This is a genomic window from Parahaliea mediterranea, from assembly GCF_003402235.1.
Taxonomy (GTDB): Bacteria; Pseudomonadota; Gammaproteobacteria; order Pseudomonadales; family Halieaceae; genus Parahaliea; species Parahaliea mediterranea.
In genome coordinates this window covers 31329-50843 of the sequence record NZ_QEWO01000003.1, presented here as the reverse complement: position 1 = coordinate 50843, position 19515 = coordinate 31329, and the positions used below count along the sequence as shown (strand labels likewise).

The following is a 19515-nucleotide window of genomic DNA, read 5'->3' as shown; positions in this document are numbered from 1 at the left end:
GATGACGAAGGAAATCCTGATGGTGGCGGAAGCCGTCTCGAACGAGAAAGGTGTCTCCGAGGACATCATTTTCGAGGCGATTGAGCTGGCACTGGCGACAGCGACCAAAAAGCGCTACGACGAGGAAGCGGACATTCAGGTCACCATCGATCGCAAAACCGGCGATTACGAAACCATCCGCCGCTGGCTGGTGGTGCCCGACGATGAAATGGCCCTGCTGGGTACCCAGTTCACCACCGAGGAAGCCGCCGAGAAAGACCCGGGCCTGAAGCCCGGCGACATCTACGAAGAGCAGGTGGAGAACGTCGGCTTTGGCCGCATTGCCGCCCAGACCGCCAAGCAGGTGATTGTGCAGCGTGTGCGCGACGCCGAGCGCGCCCAGGTGGTGGAACAGTACATGGATCGCGTCGGCGAACTGGTGGCCGGCAGCGTCAAGAAAGTGACCCGCGACAACGTGATTGTGGACCTTGGCAACAACGCCGAGGGCCTGCTGCCCCGCGACCAGCTGGTGGGCCGCGAAACCTTCCGCGTCAACGACCGGGTGCGCGCCGTACTGAAAGAAATCAGCACCGAAACCCGCGGCCCGCAGCTCATTCTGAGCCGCGCCTGCCCGGAGATGCTGATTGAGCTGTTCAAGATTGAAGTGCCGGAGATTTCCGAGGAAGTCATCCAGATTCGCGCCGCCGCCCGCGACCCGGGCTCGCGCGCCAAAATCGCGGTAAAAACCAACGACCAGCGCATCGACCCGGTCGGCGCCTGTGTCGGCATGCGCGGCTCCCGCGTGCAGGCCGTGTCCAACGAACTGGACAACGAGCGCGTGGACATCGTGCTGTGGGACGACAACCCCGCCCAGCTGGTGATCAACGCCATGGCCCCGGCCGAGGTGGAGTCCATCGTGATGGACGAGGACAGCGGCACCATGGATGTCGCCGTGTCCGAGGACAACCTGGCCCAGGCCATTGGCCGCTCCGGCCAGAACGTGCGCCTGGCCAGCGAGCTGACCGGCTGGACCATCAACGTGATGAGCACCGAGGAAGCGGCCGAGAAACACGAGGCCGAATCCGGCGAGGTGATCCAGGCCTTTATGGAACAACTGGATGTCGACGAGGAAGTCGCCGAGATCCTGGTGGAAGAGGGCTTTACCACCCTCGAGGAAGTAGCCTACGTACCGCTGGAAGAAATGATTGCGGTAGAGGGCTTTGACGAGGACATCGCCGAGGAACTGCGCGCCCGTGCCAAGGACGCGCTGCTGACCCAGGCGATTGCGTCCGAGGAAGAGCTGGGCGCCCATGAGCCCGCTGAAGATCTGCTGAACATGGACGGCATGGATCGCCACCTGGCCTACATTCTGGCCAGCCGTGAAGTGATCACCATGGAAGATCTGGCGGAACTGGGTGTGGAAGACCTGATGGATATCCCGGAAATGACAGAAGAGCGCGCCGGTGAATTGATTATGACCGCCCGCGCACCCTGGTTTGCGGAGGACGCCGAGTAAGACCACGGCAACAGTGGCACGGCATTGGGCAGACTGGGAAACGGGATTTAAGGAGATTATTGAATGGCGCAGGTGACAGTACAGCAACTCGCAGAAACTGTGAATGCCTCCGTGGAGCGCTTGCTCACACAGATGAAAGACGCCGGTCTGCCGCACAAAGCGGCGGACGAAGCGGTGTCCGAAGAGGACAAACAGACTCTGCTGACCTTCCTGAAGCGCAGCCACGGTGAAGCCACCGAGGCGCCCAAGCGCATCACGCTGAAACGCAAAACCATCAGCACCCTGCGCACCAGTGGCTCCCAGGGCAAGAAAACGGTAAACGTCGAAGTGCGCAAGAAGCGCACCTACGTCAAGCGTGACCCGGAAGAGCTGCGGGCCGAAGCGGAGGCCGCCGCGGCCCAGGAAGCCGAAGAGCAGGCCGCGCGCGAAGCCGCCGCTGCCGCCGAAGAAGCCGCGCGCATCGAGGCACAAGCCGCCGAGGCCGAGCCGGAGCCGGAAGCTGCGGCCCCCGAGCCGGAAGTGGAAGAGGCCCCCGTCGCCGAAGAGCCCGCGCCGGTGCCGGAAGCGGCCCCCGAGCCGGAGCCCGAACCCGAGCCGGTGGCAGCGCAGGAGCCCGCCCCCGCGCCCAAGAAAGAAGACCCGCTGGAGCTGGACCCCGAAATCCTGCGCCAGCGTGCGGCTGAGCGCCGCAAGAAGAAAGAAGCGGAAGAGGCCGAGGCCCGCCGCCGCGCCATCGAGGCCAAAAAAGCCGAGGAAGAGCGCCAGAAGGCCGAGGCGGCCGCCCGTGCCGAGCGCGAGAAAGAGAAAGAAGCCAAGCGCCCCAAGCGCCTGCACGATGCGCCGTCCCCCGATGCCAGCACCCGCAGCAACGAAGAGCAGCGTCGCAAGTCCGCTGGCAAAGGTCGCCTGGAGCGCCCGCCGGGCCGTGGCAAGCAGCGCGGCCACATGTCCCTGAACAACCTCGAAGGCGACGGCTTTGGCCGCCGTCGTGGCGGTCGCCGCAAGCTCAAGGCCTCCCATGCCGAACACGGCAAGCACGGTTTTGAGCTGCCCACCGAGCGCCAGGTACAGGAAGTGGAGCTGGCCGACATGATCACCGTGCAGGGCCTGGCCCAGCAGATGAAGGTCAAGGCCGGCGAAGTCATCAAGGAGCTGATGAAACTCGGCGTGATGGCGAACATCAACCAGATGATCGACCAGGACACCGCGACCCTGGTGGTCGAGGAAATGGGCCACGCCGTCAAGCTGATCAGCGCCGACGCGCTGGAAGAGAAGCTGGAGGAAACCCTGTCGCTACACGAAGGCACGCCGGAGCCGCGCGCGCCGGTGGTGACCGTGATGGGCCACGTGGACCACGGTAAAACCTCCCTGCTGGACTATATCCGCAAGAGCCACGTGGCATCTGGCGAGGCCGGCGGCATTACCCAGCACATCGGTGCCTACCACGTAGAGACCGGCCACGGCATGATCTCCTTCCTGGACACCCCGGGGCACGCGGCCTTTACCGCCATGCGCGCCCGCGGTGCCAAGAGTACCGATATCGTGATTCTGGTGGTGGCGGCCGATGACGGCGTTATGCCCCAGACCGAAGAAGCCGTGCAGCACGCCAAGGCGGCCGGTGTGCCGCTGATCGTGGCGGTGAACAAAATCGACAAGGAAGGGGCCGACCCCGACCGCGTCAAGAACGAGCTGTCCGCCAAGGAAGTAATTCCCGAGGAGTGGGGCGGCGACACCCAGTTCATCAACGTGTCCGCCCATACCGGCGAGGGCATCGAGGCCCTGCTGGATGCGGTGCTGCTGCAGGCCGAACTGCTGGAACTGCAGGCGCCGCGCGATGTGCCGGCCCAGGGTATCGTGATCGAATCCCGCCTGGACAAGGGCCGCGGCCCGGTGGCCTCGCTGCTGGTGCAAAGCGGCACCCTGCGCCAGGGCGACATCGTACTGGCCGGCCTGCAGTACGGCCGCGTGCGCGCCATGCTGGACGAGAACGGCCAGCCGGTGAACGAAGCCGGCCCCAGTATCCCGGTGGAAATCCTCGGCCTGGATGGCACCCCGGATGCGGGCGACCAGTTTGCCGTGGTGGAGAACGAGAAGCGCGCCCGCGAAGTGGCCGACTTCCGCCAGGAGAAGCAGCGCGACAACAAACTGCAGCGCCAGCAGGCGGCCAAGCTCGACAACATGTTCGAGAGCATGACCGCCGGCGAGAAGAAGACCCTCAACGTGGTGGTCAAGGCCGACGTGCGCGGTTCGCTGGAGGCCATCCAGGCCTCGCTGCTGGAGCTTGGCAACGAGGAGGTGCAGGTCAATATCGTCTCCGGCGGTGTCGGTGGTATCGCCGAAACCGACGTCACCCTGGCGATGACCTCCAACGCGGTGATCTTCGGCTTCAACGTGCGCGCCGACAATTCGGCCCGTCGCCTGATCGAGGCCGAGGGCGTGGACCTGCGTTACTACAACGTGATCTACGATTTGATCGACGATGTGAAGCAGGCCCTGTCCGGCATGCTGGCGCCGGAGATGCGCGAGGAAATCGTCGGCATCGCCGAAGTGCGCGACGTGTTCCGCTCGCCCAAGTTCGGCCTGATCGCCGGCTGCATGGTGACCGAGGGCACCGTCTACCGCGCCAAGCCGATTCGTGTACTGCGCGACAACGTGGTGATCTACGAGGGCGAGCTGGAATCCCTGCGCCGCTTCAAGGACGATGCCGCCGAAGTGCGCAACGGCATGGAGTGCGGTATCGGCGTGAAGAACTACAATGACGTGAAGGTCGGTGACCAGATCGAAGTGTACGAGGTGAAGGAGATCGCCCGCTCCCTGTAAGGGGCGGCGACTCTGCCCGACATGGCCAAGGAATACAGCCGCACCCAGCGCGTTGCCGATTACTTGCAGCGCGAACTGGCCGCCCTGATCCAGCAGGAACTGCGCGACCCGCGTGTGGGTATGGTGAGCATCACCGGCGTGGATGTCAGCCGCGACCTCGGCTACGCCAAGGTATTCTTTACCCGGCTGGGGGTGGATTCCAGCGACGACGCGGCGGAAACCGCCGGTGTGCTGAACAAGGCGGCGGGCTTTTTGCGCTCGCAGCTGTCCCGCGACAGCAACATGCGCATGGTGCCCCAGCTGCGTTTCTACTTTGACAGCAGCGTGGGTTACGGCCGCAACATGGAAGACCTGATCCGTCGCGCTGCCGATGCCGACCGCGAGCTCGGCCTGCGCGACGAAGAGGACGACGGCACAGACGGCAGCGGAGAGCCGTCCTAGTGGCACGGCGTCGTCGCGGCCGTCCGGTGGACGGCATACTGGTGTTGGACAAGCCCGGCGGCGTGAGCTCCAACCACGCCCTGCAGCAGGCCAAGCGCCTGTATTTTGCGGCGAAGGCCGGCCATACCGGCAGCCTGGACCCGCTGGCCACCGGGGTGCTGCCCCTGTGCTTTGGCGAGGCGACCAAGTTCTCCCAGTTCCTGCTGGATGCAGACAAGGCCTACGAGAGCACCTTTGTGCTGGGCACCGCCACCGCCACCGGCGATGCCGAGGGCGAAGTGATTGCCCAGGCGGATGCCTCGGCGCTGGATGAGGCCACCGTGCGCAAGGCGCTGCAAGCCTTTCGCGGCGAGATCGAACAGGTGCCCTCGATGTTTTCGGCCATCAAGCAGGATGGCCAGCCGCTGTACAAGCTGGCCCGGCAGGGCGTAGAGGTTGAGCGCAGGTCGCGCCAGGTCACCTTGCACCGGCTGGAGGTGCTGGCCTTTCGCCCGGGCCCCAGGGCAGAGGTGGATGTAGCGCTGGAGTGCAGCAAAGGCACCTACGTGCGCTCCATCGCCGAGGACCTCGGCGCGGCCCTGGGCTGCGGCGCCCATGTGCGTGTGCTGCGGCGCACCAAGGCGGGGCCCTTCACCCTGGCGGATGCGGTCACCCTGCCCACGCTGGAGGCCCTGAAGCAGAACGACAGGCTGGCAGACATGGACCAGTTGCTGCTGCCGGCGGATACTGCCGTGCGCACCATGCCACTGGTGCAGCTGACTGAATCCGGCGGCTTCTACATGCGCCAGGGCCAGCCCGTTCAGGTGCCAAATGCGCCCTGTAATGGTATGGTGCGCGTCGCTCTGGAGACCGGTGAGTTTCTGGGTGTTGGCGAGATATTGGACGACGGGCGCGTGGCGCCCCGTCGACTGATCGTCACCGGGAGGTGACACAGGCATATCACCGTCGCGAGCGTCGACAGTGATGCAAACCGGAGATGTCTGTAAATCTGCACGGACAATCTTCTTTCATGAACGCGCAGCGGTAAGTGCTGCTGCCACAGGCAGATTCAACTGAGGAAATAGCAATGGCTTTAAACGCTGAAAAGAAAGCAGAAATCGTCAAGGAGTACCAGGTAGCTGAAGGCGACACCGGTTCCCCCGAAGTACAGATCGCGCTGCTGACGGCAAATATCGAGCAGCTCCGGGACCACTTCGCCGAGCACAAGCAGGATCACCACTCCCGTCGCGGCCTGATCCGCATGGTGAACCAGCGCCGCAAACTGCTGGACTACCTGAAGCGGAAGGATGTGAACCGCTACGCTGACCTGATCAAGCGCCTGGGTCTGCGTCGATAAGCTGCACCATAGACCGGGGCCCAGTGCCCCGGTTGTCATGTATAGAATTGGAGAAATAACGTGAATCCAGTAACGAAAACCTTCCAGTACGGTGGTCAGACCGTCACCCTGGAAACCGGCCGCATCGCCCGCCAGGCGACCGGCGCGGTTCTGGTGACTGTCGAGAACACCTCCGTGCTGGTTACCGTGGTGGCGGAGAAAACCGCCAAGGAAAACCAGCCCTTCTTCCCGCTGTCTGTGCACTACCAGGAGAAGACCTACTCCGTCGGCAAGATTCCCGGTGGCTTCTTCAAGCGCGAAGGCCGCCCCAGCGAGAAAGAAACCCTGACCTCGCGCCTGATCGACCGCCCCATCCGCCCGCTGTTCGCCGACGGCTTCATGAATGAAGTGCAGGTTGTCTGCACCGTGATGTCCGCCGACAAGCACATCGACCCGGACATTCCGGCCATGATCGGCACCTCCGCCGCCCTGGCCATCTCCGGCTGCCCCTTCAATGGCCCCATCGGCGCCGCCCGCGTTGGCTTCAACGAAGCCAAGGGCTACATGCTGAACCCCACTTACGAGCAGCTCAAAGACAGCAAGCTCGACATGGTGGTTGCCGGCACCACCGACGCCGTGCTGATGGTGGAGTCCGAAGCCAAGCAGCTGTCTGAAGACCAGATGCTGGGCGCCGTGCTGTACGCCCATCAGGAAATGCAGGCCGTGATCAAGGCCGTGAGCGAACTGGCCGCCGAAGCCGGCAAGCCGCGTTGGGACTGGCAGGCGCCGGCCATCAACGAAGAACTGCTGGCCGCCGTTGAAGCACAGGTCAAGACCGACCTGGGTGAAGCCTACCGCATCACCGAGAAGGCCCAGCGCTACGAGCGCGTGGGTGAAATCCGCGAAGCCTGCGTCGCCGCCCTGGCGGTAGAAGGCGGCCCCTCTGCCGATGAAGTGAAAGACATCTTCAAGAAGGTCGAGAAAAACCTGGTGCGCAAGCGCATCATCGCCGGCGAGCCGCGCATCGACGGTCGCGACAACCGCACTGTTCGCGCCATCGCCTGCGAAGTGGATCTGCTGGCCAAAGTACACGGCTCGGCCCTGTTCACCCGCGGTGAAACCCAGGCCATCGGCGCCGTGACCCTCGGCTCCACCCGCGACGCCCAGATCATCGACGCCCTGGAAGGCGAGCGCCGCGACCCCTTCATGCTGCACTACAACTTCCCGCCCTACTCCGTGGGCGAGGCCGGCCGCATCGGTTTCACCGGCCGTCGTGAAGTGGGACACGGCCGCCTGGCCCGTCGCGGCCTGGCTGCGGTGCTGCCCGGCGAAGAGGAATTCCCCTACACCGTGCGCGTGGTTTCCGAGATCACCGAATCTAACGGTTCCAGCTCCATGGCCTCTGTGTGTGTGGGCTCCCTGGCCCTGATGGCCGCGGGCGTGCCCCTGAAGGCGCCGGTTGCCGGTATCGCCATGGGTCTGGTGAAAGAAGGCAACAACTTTGCCGTACTCACCGACATCCTCGGTGATGAGGACCACCTCGGCGACATGGACTTCAAAGTGGCCGGTACCGCCGAAGGCGTCACCGCCCTGCAGATGGACATCAAGATCGAGGGTATCAACGAGCAGATCATGGAGATCGCTCTGCAGCAGGCCCTGCAGGCCCGCCTGCACATCCTCGGCCAGATGAATGTTGTTCTGCCGGCGGCCCGCGAAGTCACCTCCGACAACGCGCCGAGCATGATCACCCTGAAGGTCGACTCCGACAAGATCCGCGACATCATCGGTAAAGGCGGCGCCACCATCCGTTCCATCACCGAAGCCTCCGGCGCCACTGTCGACATCGACGACGACGGCACCGTGCGTGTTTTCGGCCAGGACAAGACCGCCCGCGACAAGGCGGTGGAACTGATCGAGGAAATCACTGCCGAAGCAGAAGTGGGTGCCATCTACACCGGTACCGTGGCGCGCATTGTCGACTTCGGCGCCTTTGTGAACATCCTGCCCGGCAAGGATGGCCTGGTGCACATTTCCCAGATCGCCAACGAGCGCGTGGAGAATGTGACCGACCACCTGAGCGAAGGCCAGGAAGTGCGTGTAAAAGTTCTGGATGTGGACCAGCGCGGCCGTATCAAGCTGTCCATCAAGGAACTGCTGGAAGATGAGGCTCCGGCCGAGGAAGCACCGGCACAGGAATCTGCCGATTCCTGATCCCGGTTACCCCGGTCGTTGATTCAGGGGCGCTCCCGCAAGGGTGCGCCCCTTTTTTTGCGCGCTGAATCCGCGCGCGCAGCCATGCGTGTGCTGCAGATGCCTGAACGGTGAAATCGGAACTGTGATGTCAGGGCAGCGATGGCAGAACAGCATTGACCCTCATCCGCTGGCCCCGTACTGTACCGCGCTACGTTCACAGGCCACCCGGAGTGCCAACACATGAAACGCCTTGCCACCGCCCTCTGTCTCATTGCCGCGCCATCGCTTGCCAGCGCCGACGTGCTGGCCCTCAAGGCCGGCGCCGCCGCCTGGATGGCCGATGCCAGCGCCCCCGGGTTTGATGCAGGGCAGGAGCAGCAGCTGTCGCTGACCGCCGCCTTCGAGCACCCCATTCCCATCATCCCGAACGTGAAAGTCCGCTACTGGGATTACGCCGAAAAAGACGGCCCGGTGCCGCTGGAGCTGAGCACGCTGGATGCCATCCTCTACTACGAAATACTCGATAACCCGGCCATCGACCTGGACCTGGGTGTGAGCGCCACCAACTTCCAGGATGGCCGCGCGCCGGGCCAGCGTTCCTTTGAGGGCTGGCTGCCGCAGCTCTACGGCACGGTGCGCGTGCCGCTGGTGGGCACCGGCTTTGGGGTATACGGCGAGGCCACGGCCACCAACTGGGATGACACCTCGGCATACGATGTGGAAGCCGGCCTTGATTACACCCTGGATATGCCGGTGCTGGATCTGTCCTTGCGCCTGGGCTATCGCCAGGTGGAGAACGACTTCGACGACTTTGACGATTACAGTGGCCGCATGGAATTCAGCGGCTGGAGCCTCGGGTTGCTGGTGGACTTGTAAGGCGCGTGGTCAGCGCGGGGCTTCCATCGGTTCGGAGCCCGCGCGCTGGCGCAGCCAGTTGATGGCGCGCAGGATGCCGGGCGTCAGGGCGAGCTTGCGCTCGAAGCGGTATTTGCCGGGGAAGTTCATCAGCATCAGCCCCACCAGAATGGTGACGGCGCCCTGGCCTGGGGTGAACAGCAGCACAATGCCAACGGCCAGTAGCAGCAGCCCGATCAGGTTTTTCAGTATCACCAGCAGCAGGCTGAGGAGGGGGTAGGGCGTCATATCGCGCCAGGAGCGGCGGGATTCGGCGTTGAAGTAATCCACCGGCAGCCGCGATAGCGCCCAGGGCATGACTACCACCGTGCCAATCAGCATCAGCAGCGACAGACCCGCAACCCAGGCGAGCAGCACTTCGGCGTGTTGCGTGACAAATTCCATGTGTACTTGCGACCGCCTGTGGTAGCGCTGGTTCCGCGCGGGCCTCTCGCCCGCGCGGAAGTCGGGTTACTGGGTGGCGAGCATACCCCAATCGGATGCCGGGTTGACCGCCAGTCGCACGTTGTCGATCAGCCGGGTGCTGCCCAGGCGGGCGGCGGCCAGAATGGCGATTTCCTCGGTGTGCTCATCCACCGCGCGCAGGGTGCGTGCATCGCGAATGGCGAAATAATCCGGCTCGAAGCCGGCCTGCAGCAACTGCATGCGGGCGTGGGACTCCAACTGCAGGAAGTTGTCGAAGCCGCAGGCAATGGCTTCGCGGCAGCCGGTAAGCACCGCGTGAATGGTGGGTGCAATGCGGCGCTGCTCGCGGTTCAGGTAGCCGTTGCGCGAGCTTTTGGCCAGGCCATCGGCATCGCGGGCGGTGGCCACGCCTTCAATCTGGATCGGCATGCACAGGTCGCAGACCATCTTGCGGATGATGGACAACTGCTGGAAGTCCTTCTCGCCGAACACGGCGACATCCGGCTGCACCATGTTGAACAGCTTGTTCACGATGGTGGTGACGCCGTTGAAGTGGCCGGGGCGGCTGCTGCCGCACAGGGTTTCCGACAGGTCGGGCACCTGCACCTGGGTGTGGGTGTGCATGCCCTCGGGGTAGATTTCCTCGACGGTGGGCGCATACAGCACCTGCACGCCTTCGCTGAACAGCTTTTCCTTGTCTGCCGCCATGGTGCGGGGATAGGCGTCCAGATCCTCGTTGGCCCCAAACTGCAGGGGGTTGACGAAAATACTGACGACAACGATATCGCACAGGGCCCGCGCCCGGCGCACCAGATCCAGGTGGCCGTCGTGGAGATTGCCCATGGTGGGAACAAAAGCGATGGATTGCCCCTGCTGGCGGAATTCGCACAGGGCGGAACGCAGGCTTGCGGTCGTGGTGTAAGTTCGCATATCTGCCATATCCCTCTATGTGGAATGGGCGACGCTAAACCGATCGTCGAAGTGGATACAGACCTGCCCTTGCGGCGGCAGGGGTCAGGCAGTATGCACAAAGATAATGTTACGGGCAACGGAATTTCATGAAAAATTCACGCTGCGGTGTTACTAAAGGAAGCAATTTCGACCACTTTTGAAAGTAAGCATTCACTTACTTGGCGGTGACCGTGCTGCCGGCTATGGGTGGGATCACCGGCGCAGCGACGGCGATGAAACCGGGCCACAGGGCAGTGCGACGGTGAGAAAGCCGGGCAGAGAGCAAGGGGAAGAGAAGGGCAGAGAGAAGGGCAGAGGGAAAGGGAGAGTGAGGCGGGCAGAGTCGAACAGAGAGAAGGGCAGGGCGAAGGACAGAGTGAAGGAAGAGAAGAGCGCCCAGCGCGGGGCGGCACCTAGCTGTAGCTGTGTTCTTCCCTTGGGTATTCGCCGGCCTTGACCGCCTGCACAAAAGCACTCAGCGCGCCCTGCACGCTGTTCGCGCCGGCCATAAAGTTCTGTACGAATTTGGGGCTGTGGCCCGACAGGCCCAGCAGGTCGTGCATCACCAGCACCTGGGCATCGGTGCCGGCGCCGGCGCCAATGCCGATCACCGGGATGTCCAGCTTTTCGCTGATGTCGGCGGCCAGGTGGGCAGGCACACACTCCAGCACCAGCAGGCTGGCGCCGGCGTCCTGGATTTCCACCGCATCGGCGAGGATGGACTTGGCGCTCTTGGGGGTTCGGCCCTGCACCCGGTAGCCGCCGAACACGTTGACGGACTGGGGGGTCAGGCCGAGGTGGGCGCACACCGGGATGCCACGCTCCACCAGCATGCTAATGGTGTCACTGAGCCACACACCGCCTTCCATCTTCACCATCTGGGCGCCAGCCTGCATCAGCATGGCGCTGTTGCGCAGGGCGTCCTCGGCGCTGCTGTAGGTCATGAAGGGCAAATCGGCAATCACCATGGCGTCGGTGTTGGCGCGGCACACACAGGCGGTGTGGTAGACCATGTCTTCCATGCGCACCGGGATGGTGCTGCCGTGGCCCTGAACCACATTGCCAAGGGAGTCGCCCACCAGAATGGTTTCGGCGCCCGCCTCGCTGACCAGGCGGGCAAAGGTGGCATCGTAAGCGGTGATGCAGACAAACTTCTCGCCGGCGGCCTTCATCTTGTCCAGGGTGCTGACAGTAATCTTGCCCATGGCGGTGTTATCCAAAGAAGGTGGGGTTGAAGTAGTGGCGGCCGCTGCGAATGTCCAGCAGGTAGTCGACCAGGTGGTGGTAGTCGCTGTCACCGTGGGCGAGATCGATTTCGCTGGCGTTGACGATCAGTAGTGGGGCGCCATCGTAATACAGAAAAAACTCGCTGTACACTTCGTTCAAGCGCTCCAGATAGTCCCGTTCCAGGCCCTGTTCAAAGTGGATTCCACGCTGTTCGATGCGTGATAACAGCACATCCGTGGAGGCCTGCAGGTAGATCACCAGATCCGGTCGCGGCGCATCGATGGTGAGCTGCTTGTACACCCGCTCGTACAGCTGGAACTCGTCCGCCTCGAGGTTGATGCGGGCGAACAGCGGGTCTTTGTCGATCAGGAAGTCGGCCACCCGCACTGGCTCGAAGATGTCGCTTTGGCGCAGCTGCTCGATTTTTTCGGCCCGCTGGAACAGAAAAAACAGCTGGGTGGCCAGCGCCGCCTGTTTGCGGTTGCGGTAGAACTTCTCCAGGAAGGGGTTGGCCTCGGCCTCTTCCAGCAGGGTCTGGTAATTGAAGGTGGCGGCCAGGCGCCTGGCCAGGGTGGTTTTGCCAACGCCGATGGGCCCTTCCACGGCGATGTACTGGGGAGGCTGGCGGCCCTTGAGGTTTGCGCCAATGGTTGTGCTGTCACCGCTCACACTGTGACTCCTAGTGCGTTTTCAGGCGTATCCGCGTGCGTTCCAGCCGGCTTGTGGGGCAGCGCTGCGCCAGTGTGGCGAGGTCACTGCCGCCAGGCACCACCAGGCGCGGGTCGCAGATGTCGGTCAGGGGCACGAGCACAAAGTTGCGCTCTGCCATGGCGGGGTGGGGTACCTGCAGCCGCGGCTCGTTGATGCGCTGGTCACCGTACAGCAGGATGTCCAGGTCGATGCAGCGCGGCCCCCAGCGCTCGCCGCGCACCCGGCCCTGGGTGTCTTCAATGGCCTGCAGGGCGTCCAGCAGTGCCAGCGGTTGCAGTTCGGTGATCAGGGCTACCACGGCGTTCAGGTAGTCGTTCTGCCCGGCGGGCCCCAGCGGCTCGCTGCGGTAGACCGGCGAGGCCGCCGCCAGGCGCGAATGCGGCAGCCGGGCGAGGGCCGCGACGGCGTCCTGCAGCTGGCGCTCGGGGTCGTCCAGATTGCTGCCCAGGGCCAGGTAGCAGGTGATCACGCGGCGTCACCGCCCGGGCGCCGTCGCCGCGGTCGCCGCCGGCGGGTGCGGGCGGGTTTGTCGTGGGCCACCTGCTGCACCTGCTGGTTTTCCGGCAGGGTCTGGAATTCGGTCCACCAGGCGCCGGCGCCGTCGGTGGTTTCGCCGGCGGCTTCGCGCAGCAGCAGAAAGTCGTAGGCGGCGCGAAAGCGTTTGTGCTGCACCAGCTCCACGGCCTTGCGCCCGCGGCGTTCAAGGCGTGACTGGAATTCCCAGATATCGCGCATGGGCAGGCTGAAGCGGCGCGGGATGGACAGGTGCTGGGCAGCCTCGGCGATAACCTGCTGGGCGGCGCTGTTGATGGCCTGGGCCGGCGCTTCACCGCGCGCCTTCAGGTTGTCGGCCCGGGCCCGGACAACCGGCCACAGCAGGGCGGCCAGCAGGAAGGCCGGGGTGACGGGTTTGTCTTCGGCAATGCGGGCATCGGTGCTGCGCATGGCGGCTTCCACCAGGGCCTGGCCGCTGGCGTCGCGCTGCAGCTGGTGGGCGCTGTCCGGGAACAGGTAGCGCAGCAGCTGGTGCTGCTGCAGCAGCGCCAGGGTGGGCTCGGCATAGCCGGCCAGAAACAGTTTCAGGAACTCATCAAACAGCCGCGCCGCGGGGATTTCGGCCAACAGGCCGGCGCACTCGGGAATGGCCGCCGCGGTGCCAGGGTCAATGCCGAAGTCGAGCTTGGCGGCAAAGCGCAACACGCGCAGCATGCGCACCGGATCCTCGGTAAAGCGCTGCACCGGGTCGCCGATAATGCGTATGTTGCGGCGCGCCAGATCGTCCAGCCCCTGAACGTGGTCGAAGACCTCGAAGGTCTTGCTGTCGTAGTACAGGGCGTTGACGGTGAGGTCGCGGCGCACGGCGTCTTCTTCCAGGGTGCCAAACACGTTGTCACGCAGCAGCAGGCCGCTGGAGGACTGGCGTGAGTGGCTGGAACGGGGGCGGCTGTCGTCGCTGTCGTGGTGGCCCCGGAAGGTGGTGACCTCGATGATCTCGCGGCCGAAGCGCACATGCACAATGCGAAAGCGGCGGCCGATGATGCGGGAATTGCGGAACAGCTCGTGAACCTGTTCGGGGGTGGCGTCGGTGGCGACGTCAAAGTCCTTGGGGTGGCCGCCCAGCAGCAGGTCGCGAACGGCGCCGCCAACCAGGTAGGCCTGGTAGTCGCTGCTGCGCAGGCGCGCCATGACCTTGAGGGCGTTATCACTGATGTTCTGCCGGGAAATGCAGTGCTGATCCCTGGGAATGACCTTCAAGCGCCGTGCCTTGTGCAGAGGGTTAACGCTGCGCAGTCTACCACAGAAGGTCGCGCGGAGTGTGTCGAGGAAGGAGGGAATGGCGGTCTCGGTGGGCAATAATAAGACGGGGAAAACAGATGTTTTCCCCATCCAGGTCTCTTCGGATTATTCTTATGCGCTAGCCGTTTTTATTCTTATTGGCAGGCGATAGAACTATTTCGCAAAAGCACTGCCAAATCTGTAGTTCTGGCGTCCAGTGGTTCGGACGTCCGGGGCATATCCCTGATGGGTCAGCCAATGTGGCTGTCGGTTACAGGGTATTCCCGAAAGCTGTTTGGAACGAAGGGGAAGAAATCTTCCCCCACCAGGTCCATAGTGAAAATATCTTATTGTTATTACGGCAGGTTGTTATTTTTATTGTTGTAGCCGACCTAGTAATTGCAGGGCGTGTGCCAATTTTTAAAAAATCGTTATAAAACAGTAAGTTAATTTTTTTGGCTGGGTTTGCCAGATGGCCGCATGGTAGCTGTTGTTACCATTTTACTCCGTGTTTTGTTACACATATGTGACCGGGTAACGCTCAGCTGGCGGCCTTTTTGCGCCGGGTGGCGCTGGCGCTGGCGGCTTTTTTGCGCGGAATATCAAAGCGCTGGCGGCGCTCCCACAGGCACTTGCGGCTGATACCCAGTTTCTGGGCCAGTTCGGTTTCGCTCATGGAGTCCTGGTGTTCCAGTACGAAACGCTGGAAGTAGTCCTCCAGCGACAGGTCTTCCGCCGGGTCCGAACTGATGCTGCGCGGTTGTGCCGGCGCCGGATGCGCCGCGCTGACGCCGCCCTGGTGGCCGCGAATGCGATTGATGTTGACCAGTTCCAGGTCGATGCCCAGGGTTTCGTTGTCGATCTCATCACCCTCGGACAGGATGACCGCCCGCTCGATGGCGTGTTCCAGTTCGCGCACGTTACCGGGCCACTGGTAGGTGGTAATGGCCTGGATGGCTTTGGGCGACAAGGTCATGGGGCCCTTGCCCAGCCGCTCCAGTTGCACCTGCAGCAGTTGTTCGGCCAGGTGCAGGATGTCCTTGCCGCGCTCGCGCAGGGGCGGCAGGTGCAGGCGCAGCACATTGATGCGGTAGTAAAGGTCCTGGCGGAATTCGCCCTCGGCGGCCAGCGCCTGCAGGTTGCGGTGGGTGGCGCAGATCAGCCGCACGTTCACCTTGCGCGAACTCACCGAGCCAATGCGGCGGATTTCCCCCTCCTGAATAAAGCGCAGCAAGCGGGCCTGGGCCTCCATGGGCAGCTCGCCGATTTCGTCCAGGAACAGGGTGCCGCCGTCGGCGGCCTCGATCAGCCCCATGCGGCTGGCGTTGGCGCCGGTGAAGGCGCCCTTTTCATAGCCGAACAGCTCGGATTCGATGAGGGTGTCGGGGATCGCCGCGCAGTTCACGGAAATGAGGGTCTTACCGGCCCGCCGGCTGGCCTGGTGCACGCTGCGCGCCACCAGTTCCTTACCGGTGCCGGTTTCGCCCAGCACCAGCACGGTGGAATCGGTGGGGGCCATTTTGTGGATATTGCTGAACAGCGTCTGCATGGCCGGGCATTTGCCGATAAAGCCGGTGACCCGGCTGCCGCCCTCGTCCTGGCTGGGCTGGGCGGTATCCCGGCTGCTCTCTGCGTGGGCGGTGGGGTGGTCGGCGATAATGCGTTCCACCGCGCTCAGCATGTCGCTGTGGTCGAAGGGCTTGGCGATATAGTCCACCGCGCCCATGCGCATGGAGTCCACCGCCGAGCGCAGGCTGGCGTAGCTGGTCATGATCAGCACCGGCACATCGCCGGCCTTTTTGATCAGGTCGGTGCCCGGGGCGCCCGGCAGGCGCAGGTCGCTGATGATCAGGTCGAATTCAGTCAGGGTGTGCCGCGTTTCTGCCTCTTGCACGGAGGCCGCCTCGGACACGCTGTAGTCATTGCGCTCCAGCAGGCGCCGCAGGGCGGTGCGGATCACGGATTCATCTTCGACGACGAGAATCTTTTGCATCAAGTGTTACCCGTGGGTGTGCAGGTGACACAACATACTCCCCCACCCGCGAATTTTCCAGTCGCGCCCCGGCGCGGATGTCACCGCCGGTTACATGGGTAACCCGAAATCACTGTCGTAGCGCCCCAATGGCAGCTGCAGGGTGATGCGCGTGCCGGGCTGGGCGCCTTCGAATACCGGGCTTTGCAGCTGCACGCTGCCCCCCATGTCCTCCATGATGCTGTACACCAGGGCCAGGCCAAGGCCGGTGCCTTCGCCCGGGTCCTTGGTGGTGTAGAAGGGCTCGAACACCTGGCTCTGGATGCTGGCTGGCACGCCGCTGCCGTTGTCTTCCACCTCGATGGTGGCAATGCCGTTGCCGGTGCTGGCCCGCACATGGACATGGCCGCTGTCGCCGGCGCAGGCGTCGCGGGCGTTGCCGAGCAGGTTGATGAACACCTGCAGCAGCTTCTGGGTGTCGGCCAGCACCACGGTTTCGCGGTCGCAGTCGTTGCTGAAGGTGACCGGCTTGGCCTGGTGGTCCAGCTCCAGCAGGTGCACCGCCTCGTCCACGCAGTCCGCCAGGTTGCAGGCCACCAGCCGCGTGTTGCCGGAGCCGGACCCGGTGTGGGAGAAGTTGACGAGTGATTCCACGATGCGGCTCACGCGGTCGGTCTGTTTGAGGATGTCGCGGGCGGTGGCGCGCACTTCCTCCGGCTCCAGGTCGTAGTCCAGGTTCTGGGCCAGGCAGGCGATGCCGGTGATGGGATTGCCGATTTCGTGGGCTACACCCGCCGCCAGCCGGCCGATGGAGGCCAGGCGCTCGCTGTGCAGCAGTTCGGTTTCCAGCCGCTCGAGGTCGGAGATGTCCTCCACCAGCACCACCCGGTCGCCGCTGCTGCCGCGGCCCTCGGTAGAGGCCTTGTGCAGGCTGATCCAGCGGCTGCTGCCGTCAGCCAGCACCACCTCCTGTTTCAGCAGGGCCTCGCTGGGGTCGGCCAGAAAGTCGCTGAAGATGCGCCGCCAGGGCTGGGGCATAAAGGCCTGCAGGGAGCCCAGGGTGCGGCGGGCGGGGATGCCGGTGATCTCTTCCATGCTGCGGTTCCACAGCAGGATTTCACCGTCCGGCGCAGTGGAAAATACGCCGATGGGCAGGTTGTCCAGGGTCTGGCGGTAGTGGCGGCGCAGGTGATCCAGCTCGGCGGCAAAGCCGGTGAACTGGCCCTCGGCCTTATCCAACTGGCGCTCGATCAGGTAGAGGTCGTCGGTACTGCCGTTGAGGTCGGGCTGGAAGGGCACGCAGCGGTTGAGGATGTTGAGCGCCACGGTGGGGCCGAGCAGGCCGGACAGGTTGGCCTCGAGCCGGGTGCGCAGGCGGCGCAGGGCGTAGGGGCGCGACTCGGTCTCCTCGAACTGCAACTCCACCAGCGCCCGGCGCACCTCGGCGCGGGCGGTGCGCTCGCCCAGTGCCGGGGCCAGCGACTCTATGAACTGGCCGGCGCTGTGCAGCCCGAGGCTGCGGCGCACCGGGCGGTTGAGATCGTCCATGGAGCAGATTTCCGCCGCCACGCGCTCTTCGTCGCTGGTGCCGGTGATCAGGGACACCGCCAGAAACAGCACCACATTGAGGCTGATGGACAGCACGCAGCTGACCGCCCAGGCCTCTCGCGGGTCGCCGAACCAGTCCATCGCCAGCACCGGCAGCCAGGCCGGCTGGGCGGCCCCCAGGGTCGGCAGCAGCAGGGTGGCGCCCCACAGGCCGAGGCCGCCGGCCAGCCCCGCCAGCAAGCCGCGACGGTTGCCGCCGTGCCAGTAGGGCGTGGCGATAATGCCGGGTAAAAACTGCAGCGTGCCGGTAAAGGCCACCAGGCCCAGCTCCGCCAGGCTCTGGCGGCTGCCCACCGCCAGGAAGCAGCCGTAACCGGCCAGGATCAGCAGGGCGATCAGGCTGCGCCGCAGCAGCTTGAGGTGGGAGTACAGGCTCTGCTCGCGGCCAATCTGGATGACGTTGCGGGGCAGGATGAGGTGATTGAGGATCATGTTGGCCAGTGCCAGGGTGGCCACGATGATGGTGGCGCTGGCGGCCGACAGGCCGGCCACGAAGGCGGTGGCGGCCACACCTTCCGACTTGAGCCCCAGCCCCAGGGCCAGCCCGGTGTACTCCCGGGGCAGGTCGTGGGCCAGGCTCATGCCGGCCCAGGTCACCGGCAGCACCGGCAGGCTGATCAGCAGCAGGTAGAGCGGCAGGCCCCAGCTGGCCGCGCGCAGGTCCAGGCTCTCCTTGTTCTCGGCGAAGGCCATGTGAAAGATGTGCGGCATGCACACAGCGCCGGCAAAAAACACCAGCAGCAGCAGGCGGGTGGCATTGCCCTGCAGTGGACGCTGCATGATCTGGGCGGCCTCGGGGGCCTGGGCCAGCCACTCGGCCATGGCGTCGAAACCGCCGAACACCTGGTAGACCGCGGTGAACATCAGCCCCAGCAGGGCCATCAGCTTCACCAGCGATTCAAAAGCAATGGCCGTAACCAGCCCGGTGTTGCGCCGCTGTGAGGCAATGTTGCGGGTGCCAAACAGAATGGCAAACACCACCATGATGACGCAGAACACCAGCGCCAGTCCGTCCTGTCGGTCGGAGGCCGGCAGCAGGTTGCCGGTGGCGCCGGCGAGAATCTGGATGGAGTCCGCCACCGCCTGGATTTGCAGCGCCAGCAGCGGCAGCAGGGTGATGCACATGGCCAGGCTCACCGCTGCGCCAACCCACTGGCTGCGGTAGCGAAAGGTCAGCACGTCGGCCAGCGACGACAACTGATACACCCGACACAGGCGCAGCAGTGGCAGCAGCAGCAGGGTGGCGATCAGGAACATCAGCACCCCGCCGAGGTAGTACAGCAGGTAGCCATAGCCGTAGCGCCAGGCCAGCTCGAAGATGGCATTGCTGGCCATGGCCCCGGTAAACACCCCCAGTGACAGCACATAGGTGGCCGGGTGATGGGTGAGCCAGCGCGGCAGCAGGTCGCGGTCGGCGAGGTGGGCGACGAGGAACAGGATGCTCAGGTAGGCGACAATCGCCAGGACGATCTGCGGTAGGCTAAAGCTCATCCGGGTACCTTGAGCGCTGGTTCCACCAGCCGGCGACAATGGCCGCCAGCCACAACAGGTAGGGGCGATACCACTCGGTGGGGGTTTGCCACAGCCAGCGCTCGATGGCGGGCAGGAAGATCAGGGCCAGGCCCAGTAACAACAGCAATGCCCGGTTGATGTACATGGGGCGTGTTCCTTGTCGGCGTGGCGCTG

Annotated in this window: 16 protein-coding genes; 7 read left to right on the top strand and 9 right to left on the bottom strand. The window is 64.2% G+C overall.

What is annotated here, in order from left to right; translation table 11 throughout:
- Position 1: 1 nt before the first annotated feature.
- From nusA to DDZ17_RS09585, 7 genes are all read left to right on the top strand, one after another.
- Entirely contained in the window at positions 2–1495 is a 1494-nt protein-coding gene (nusA, locus tag DDZ17_RS09615) for a transcription termination factor NusA (protein ID WP_116366292.1), read from the top strand.
- A gap of 63 nt (positions 1496–1558) precedes the next feature.
- Positions 1559–4315: a translation initiation factor IF-2 gene (gene infB / locus DDZ17_RS09610; RefSeq protein WP_116366290.1), complete on the top strand. Its 2757-nt coding sequence runs from the start codon at positions 1559–1561 to the stop codon at positions 4313–4315.
- A 21-nt stretch (positions 4316–4336) separates the two neighbouring features.
- A complete protein-coding gene (rbfA, locus tag DDZ17_RS09605) occupies positions 4337–4756 on the top strand; it encodes a 30S ribosome-binding factor RbfA (protein ID WP_116366288.1) in 420 nt (139 codons plus the stop codon).
- Complete coding sequence (gene truB / locus DDZ17_RS09600; RefSeq protein ID WP_116366286.1) at positions 4756–5685, top strand: tRNA pseudouridine(55) synthase TruB; 930 nt, start codon at positions 4756–4758, stop codon at positions 5683–5685. Before rbfA ends, truB begins: the two co-directional genes overlap by 1 nt.
- A 137-nt stretch (positions 5686–5822) precedes the next feature.
- Positions 5823–6092, top strand: a complete 270-nt coding sequence (rpsO, locus tag DDZ17_RS09595) for a 30S ribosomal protein S15 (protein WP_116366285.1) — start codon at positions 5823–5825, stop codon at positions 6090–6092.
- Between the two features lie 60 nt (positions 6093–6152).
- Positions 6153–8282 (top strand): polyribonucleotide nucleotidyltransferase, encoded by a 2130-nt coding sequence (pnp, locus tag DDZ17_RS09590; RefSeq protein ID WP_116366283.1) that lies wholly within the window; start codon positions 6153–6155, stop codon positions 8280–8282.
- A gap of 222 nt (positions 8283–8504) precedes the next feature.
- A complete protein-coding gene (locus DDZ17_RS09585; protein WP_116366281.1) occupies positions 8505–9140 on the top strand; it encodes a TIGR04219 family outer membrane beta-barrel protein in 636 nt (211 codons plus the stop codon).
- Between the two features lie 9 nt (positions 9141–9149).
- On the opposite strand, the gene DDZ17_RS09580 is transcribed toward DDZ17_RS09585, so the two are convergent.
- From DDZ17_RS09580 to DDZ17_RS22635, 9 genes are all read right to left on the bottom strand, one after another.
- Positions 9150–9563, bottom strand: a complete 414-nt coding sequence (locus DDZ17_RS09580; protein ID WP_116366279.1) for a PGPGW domain-containing protein — start codon at positions 9561–9563, stop codon at positions 9150–9152.
- A gap of 66 nt (positions 9564–9629) precedes the next feature.
- Positions 9630–10514, bottom strand: coding sequence for a pantoate--beta-alanine ligase (panC, locus tag DDZ17_RS09575; RefSeq protein ID WP_116367236.1), 885 nt, complete (start codon positions 10512–10514; stop codon positions 9630–9632).
- A gap of 434 nt (positions 10515–10948) precedes the next feature.
- A complete protein-coding gene (gene panB, locus DDZ17_RS09570; protein WP_116367235.1) occupies positions 10949–11740 on the bottom strand; it encodes a 3-methyl-2-oxobutanoate hydroxymethyltransferase in 792 nt (263 codons plus the stop codon).
- A gap of 7 nt (positions 11741–11747) precedes the next feature.
- A complete protein-coding gene (locus DDZ17_RS09565; protein ID WP_116366277.1) occupies positions 11748–12431 on the bottom strand; it encodes a deoxynucleoside kinase in 684 nt (227 codons plus the stop codon).
- Positions 12432–12441: 10 nt separating this feature from the next.
- Positions 12442–12942, bottom strand: a complete 501-nt coding sequence (folK, locus tag DDZ17_RS09560) for a 2-amino-4-hydroxy-6-hydroxymethyldihydropteridine diphosphokinase (RefSeq protein WP_116366275.1) — start codon at positions 12940–12942, stop codon at positions 12442–12444.
- Positions 12939–14228 (bottom strand): polynucleotide adenylyltransferase PcnB, encoded by a 1290-nt coding sequence (gene pcnB / locus DDZ17_RS09555; protein WP_206613510.1) that lies wholly within the window; start codon positions 14226–14228, stop codon positions 12939–12941. Before pcnB ends, folK begins: the two co-directional genes overlap by 4 nt.
- Before the next feature lie 562 nt (positions 14229–14790).
- A complete protein-coding gene (locus DDZ17_RS09550; protein WP_116366271.1) occupies positions 14791–16242 on the bottom strand; it encodes a sigma-54-dependent transcriptional regulator in 1452 nt (483 codons plus the stop codon).
- Positions 16243–16332: 90 nt separating this feature from the next.
- Positions 16333–19320 carry an ATP-binding protein gene (locus DDZ17_RS09545; protein ID WP_116366269.1) on the bottom strand — a complete coding sequence of 996 codons (2988 nt, stop codon included), beginning with the start codon at positions 19318–19320 and terminating at the stop codon, positions 16333–16335.
- A complete protein-coding gene (locus DDZ17_RS22635) occupies positions 19310–19486 on the bottom strand; it encodes a hypothetical protein (RefSeq protein ID WP_170150196.1) in 177 nt (58 codons plus the stop codon). The genes DDZ17_RS09545 and DDZ17_RS22635 overlap by 11 nt, the downstream gene beginning before the upstream one ends.
- Positions 19487–19515 lie beyond the last annotated feature (29 nt).

Excerpts from the sequence above, each read along its gene's own strand:
- panB (WP_116367235.1), bottom strand. The coding sequence starts at position 11,740 with ATGGGCAAGATTACTGTCAGCACCCTGGACAAGATGAAGGCCGCCGGC.
- DDZ17_RS22635 (WP_170150196.1), bottom strand. The coding sequence starts at position 19,486 with ATGTACATCAACCGGGCATTGCTGTTGTTACTGGGCCTGGCCCTGATC.
- panC (WP_116367236.1), bottom strand. The coding sequence starts at position 10,514 with ATGCGAACTTACACCACGACCGCAAGCCTGCGTTCCGCCCTGTGCGAA.
- DDZ17_RS09550 (WP_116366271.1), bottom strand. The coding sequence starts at position 16,242 with ATGCAAAAGATTCTCGTCGTCGAAGATGAATCCGTGATCCGCACCGCC.
- rpsO (WP_116366285.1), top strand. The coding sequence starts at position 5,823 with ATGGCTTTAAACGCTGAAAAGAAAGCAGAAATCGTCAAGGAGTACCAG.
- DDZ17_RS09585 (WP_116366281.1), top strand. The coding sequence starts at position 8,505 with ATGAAACGCCTTGCCACCGCCCTCTGTCTCATTGCCGCGCCATCGCTT.
- rbfA (WP_116366288.1), top strand. The coding sequence starts at position 4,337 with ATGGCCAAGGAATACAGCCGCACCCAGCGCGTTGCCGATTACTTGCAG.
- DDZ17_RS09545 (WP_116366269.1), bottom strand. The coding sequence starts at position 19,320 with ATGAGCTTTAGCCTACCGCAGATCGTCCTGGCGATTGTCGCCTACCTG.
- DDZ17_RS09580 (WP_116366279.1), bottom strand. The coding sequence starts at position 9,563 with ATGGAATTTGTCACGCAACACGCCGAAGTGCTGCTCGCCTGGGTTGCG.
- nusA (WP_116366292.1), top strand. The coding sequence starts at position 2 with ATGACGAAGGAAATCCTGATGGTGGCGGAAGCCGTCTCGAACGAGAAA.
- infB (WP_116366290.1), top strand. The coding sequence starts at position 1,559 with ATGGCGCAGGTGACAGTACAGCAACTCGCAGAAACTGTGAATGCCTCC.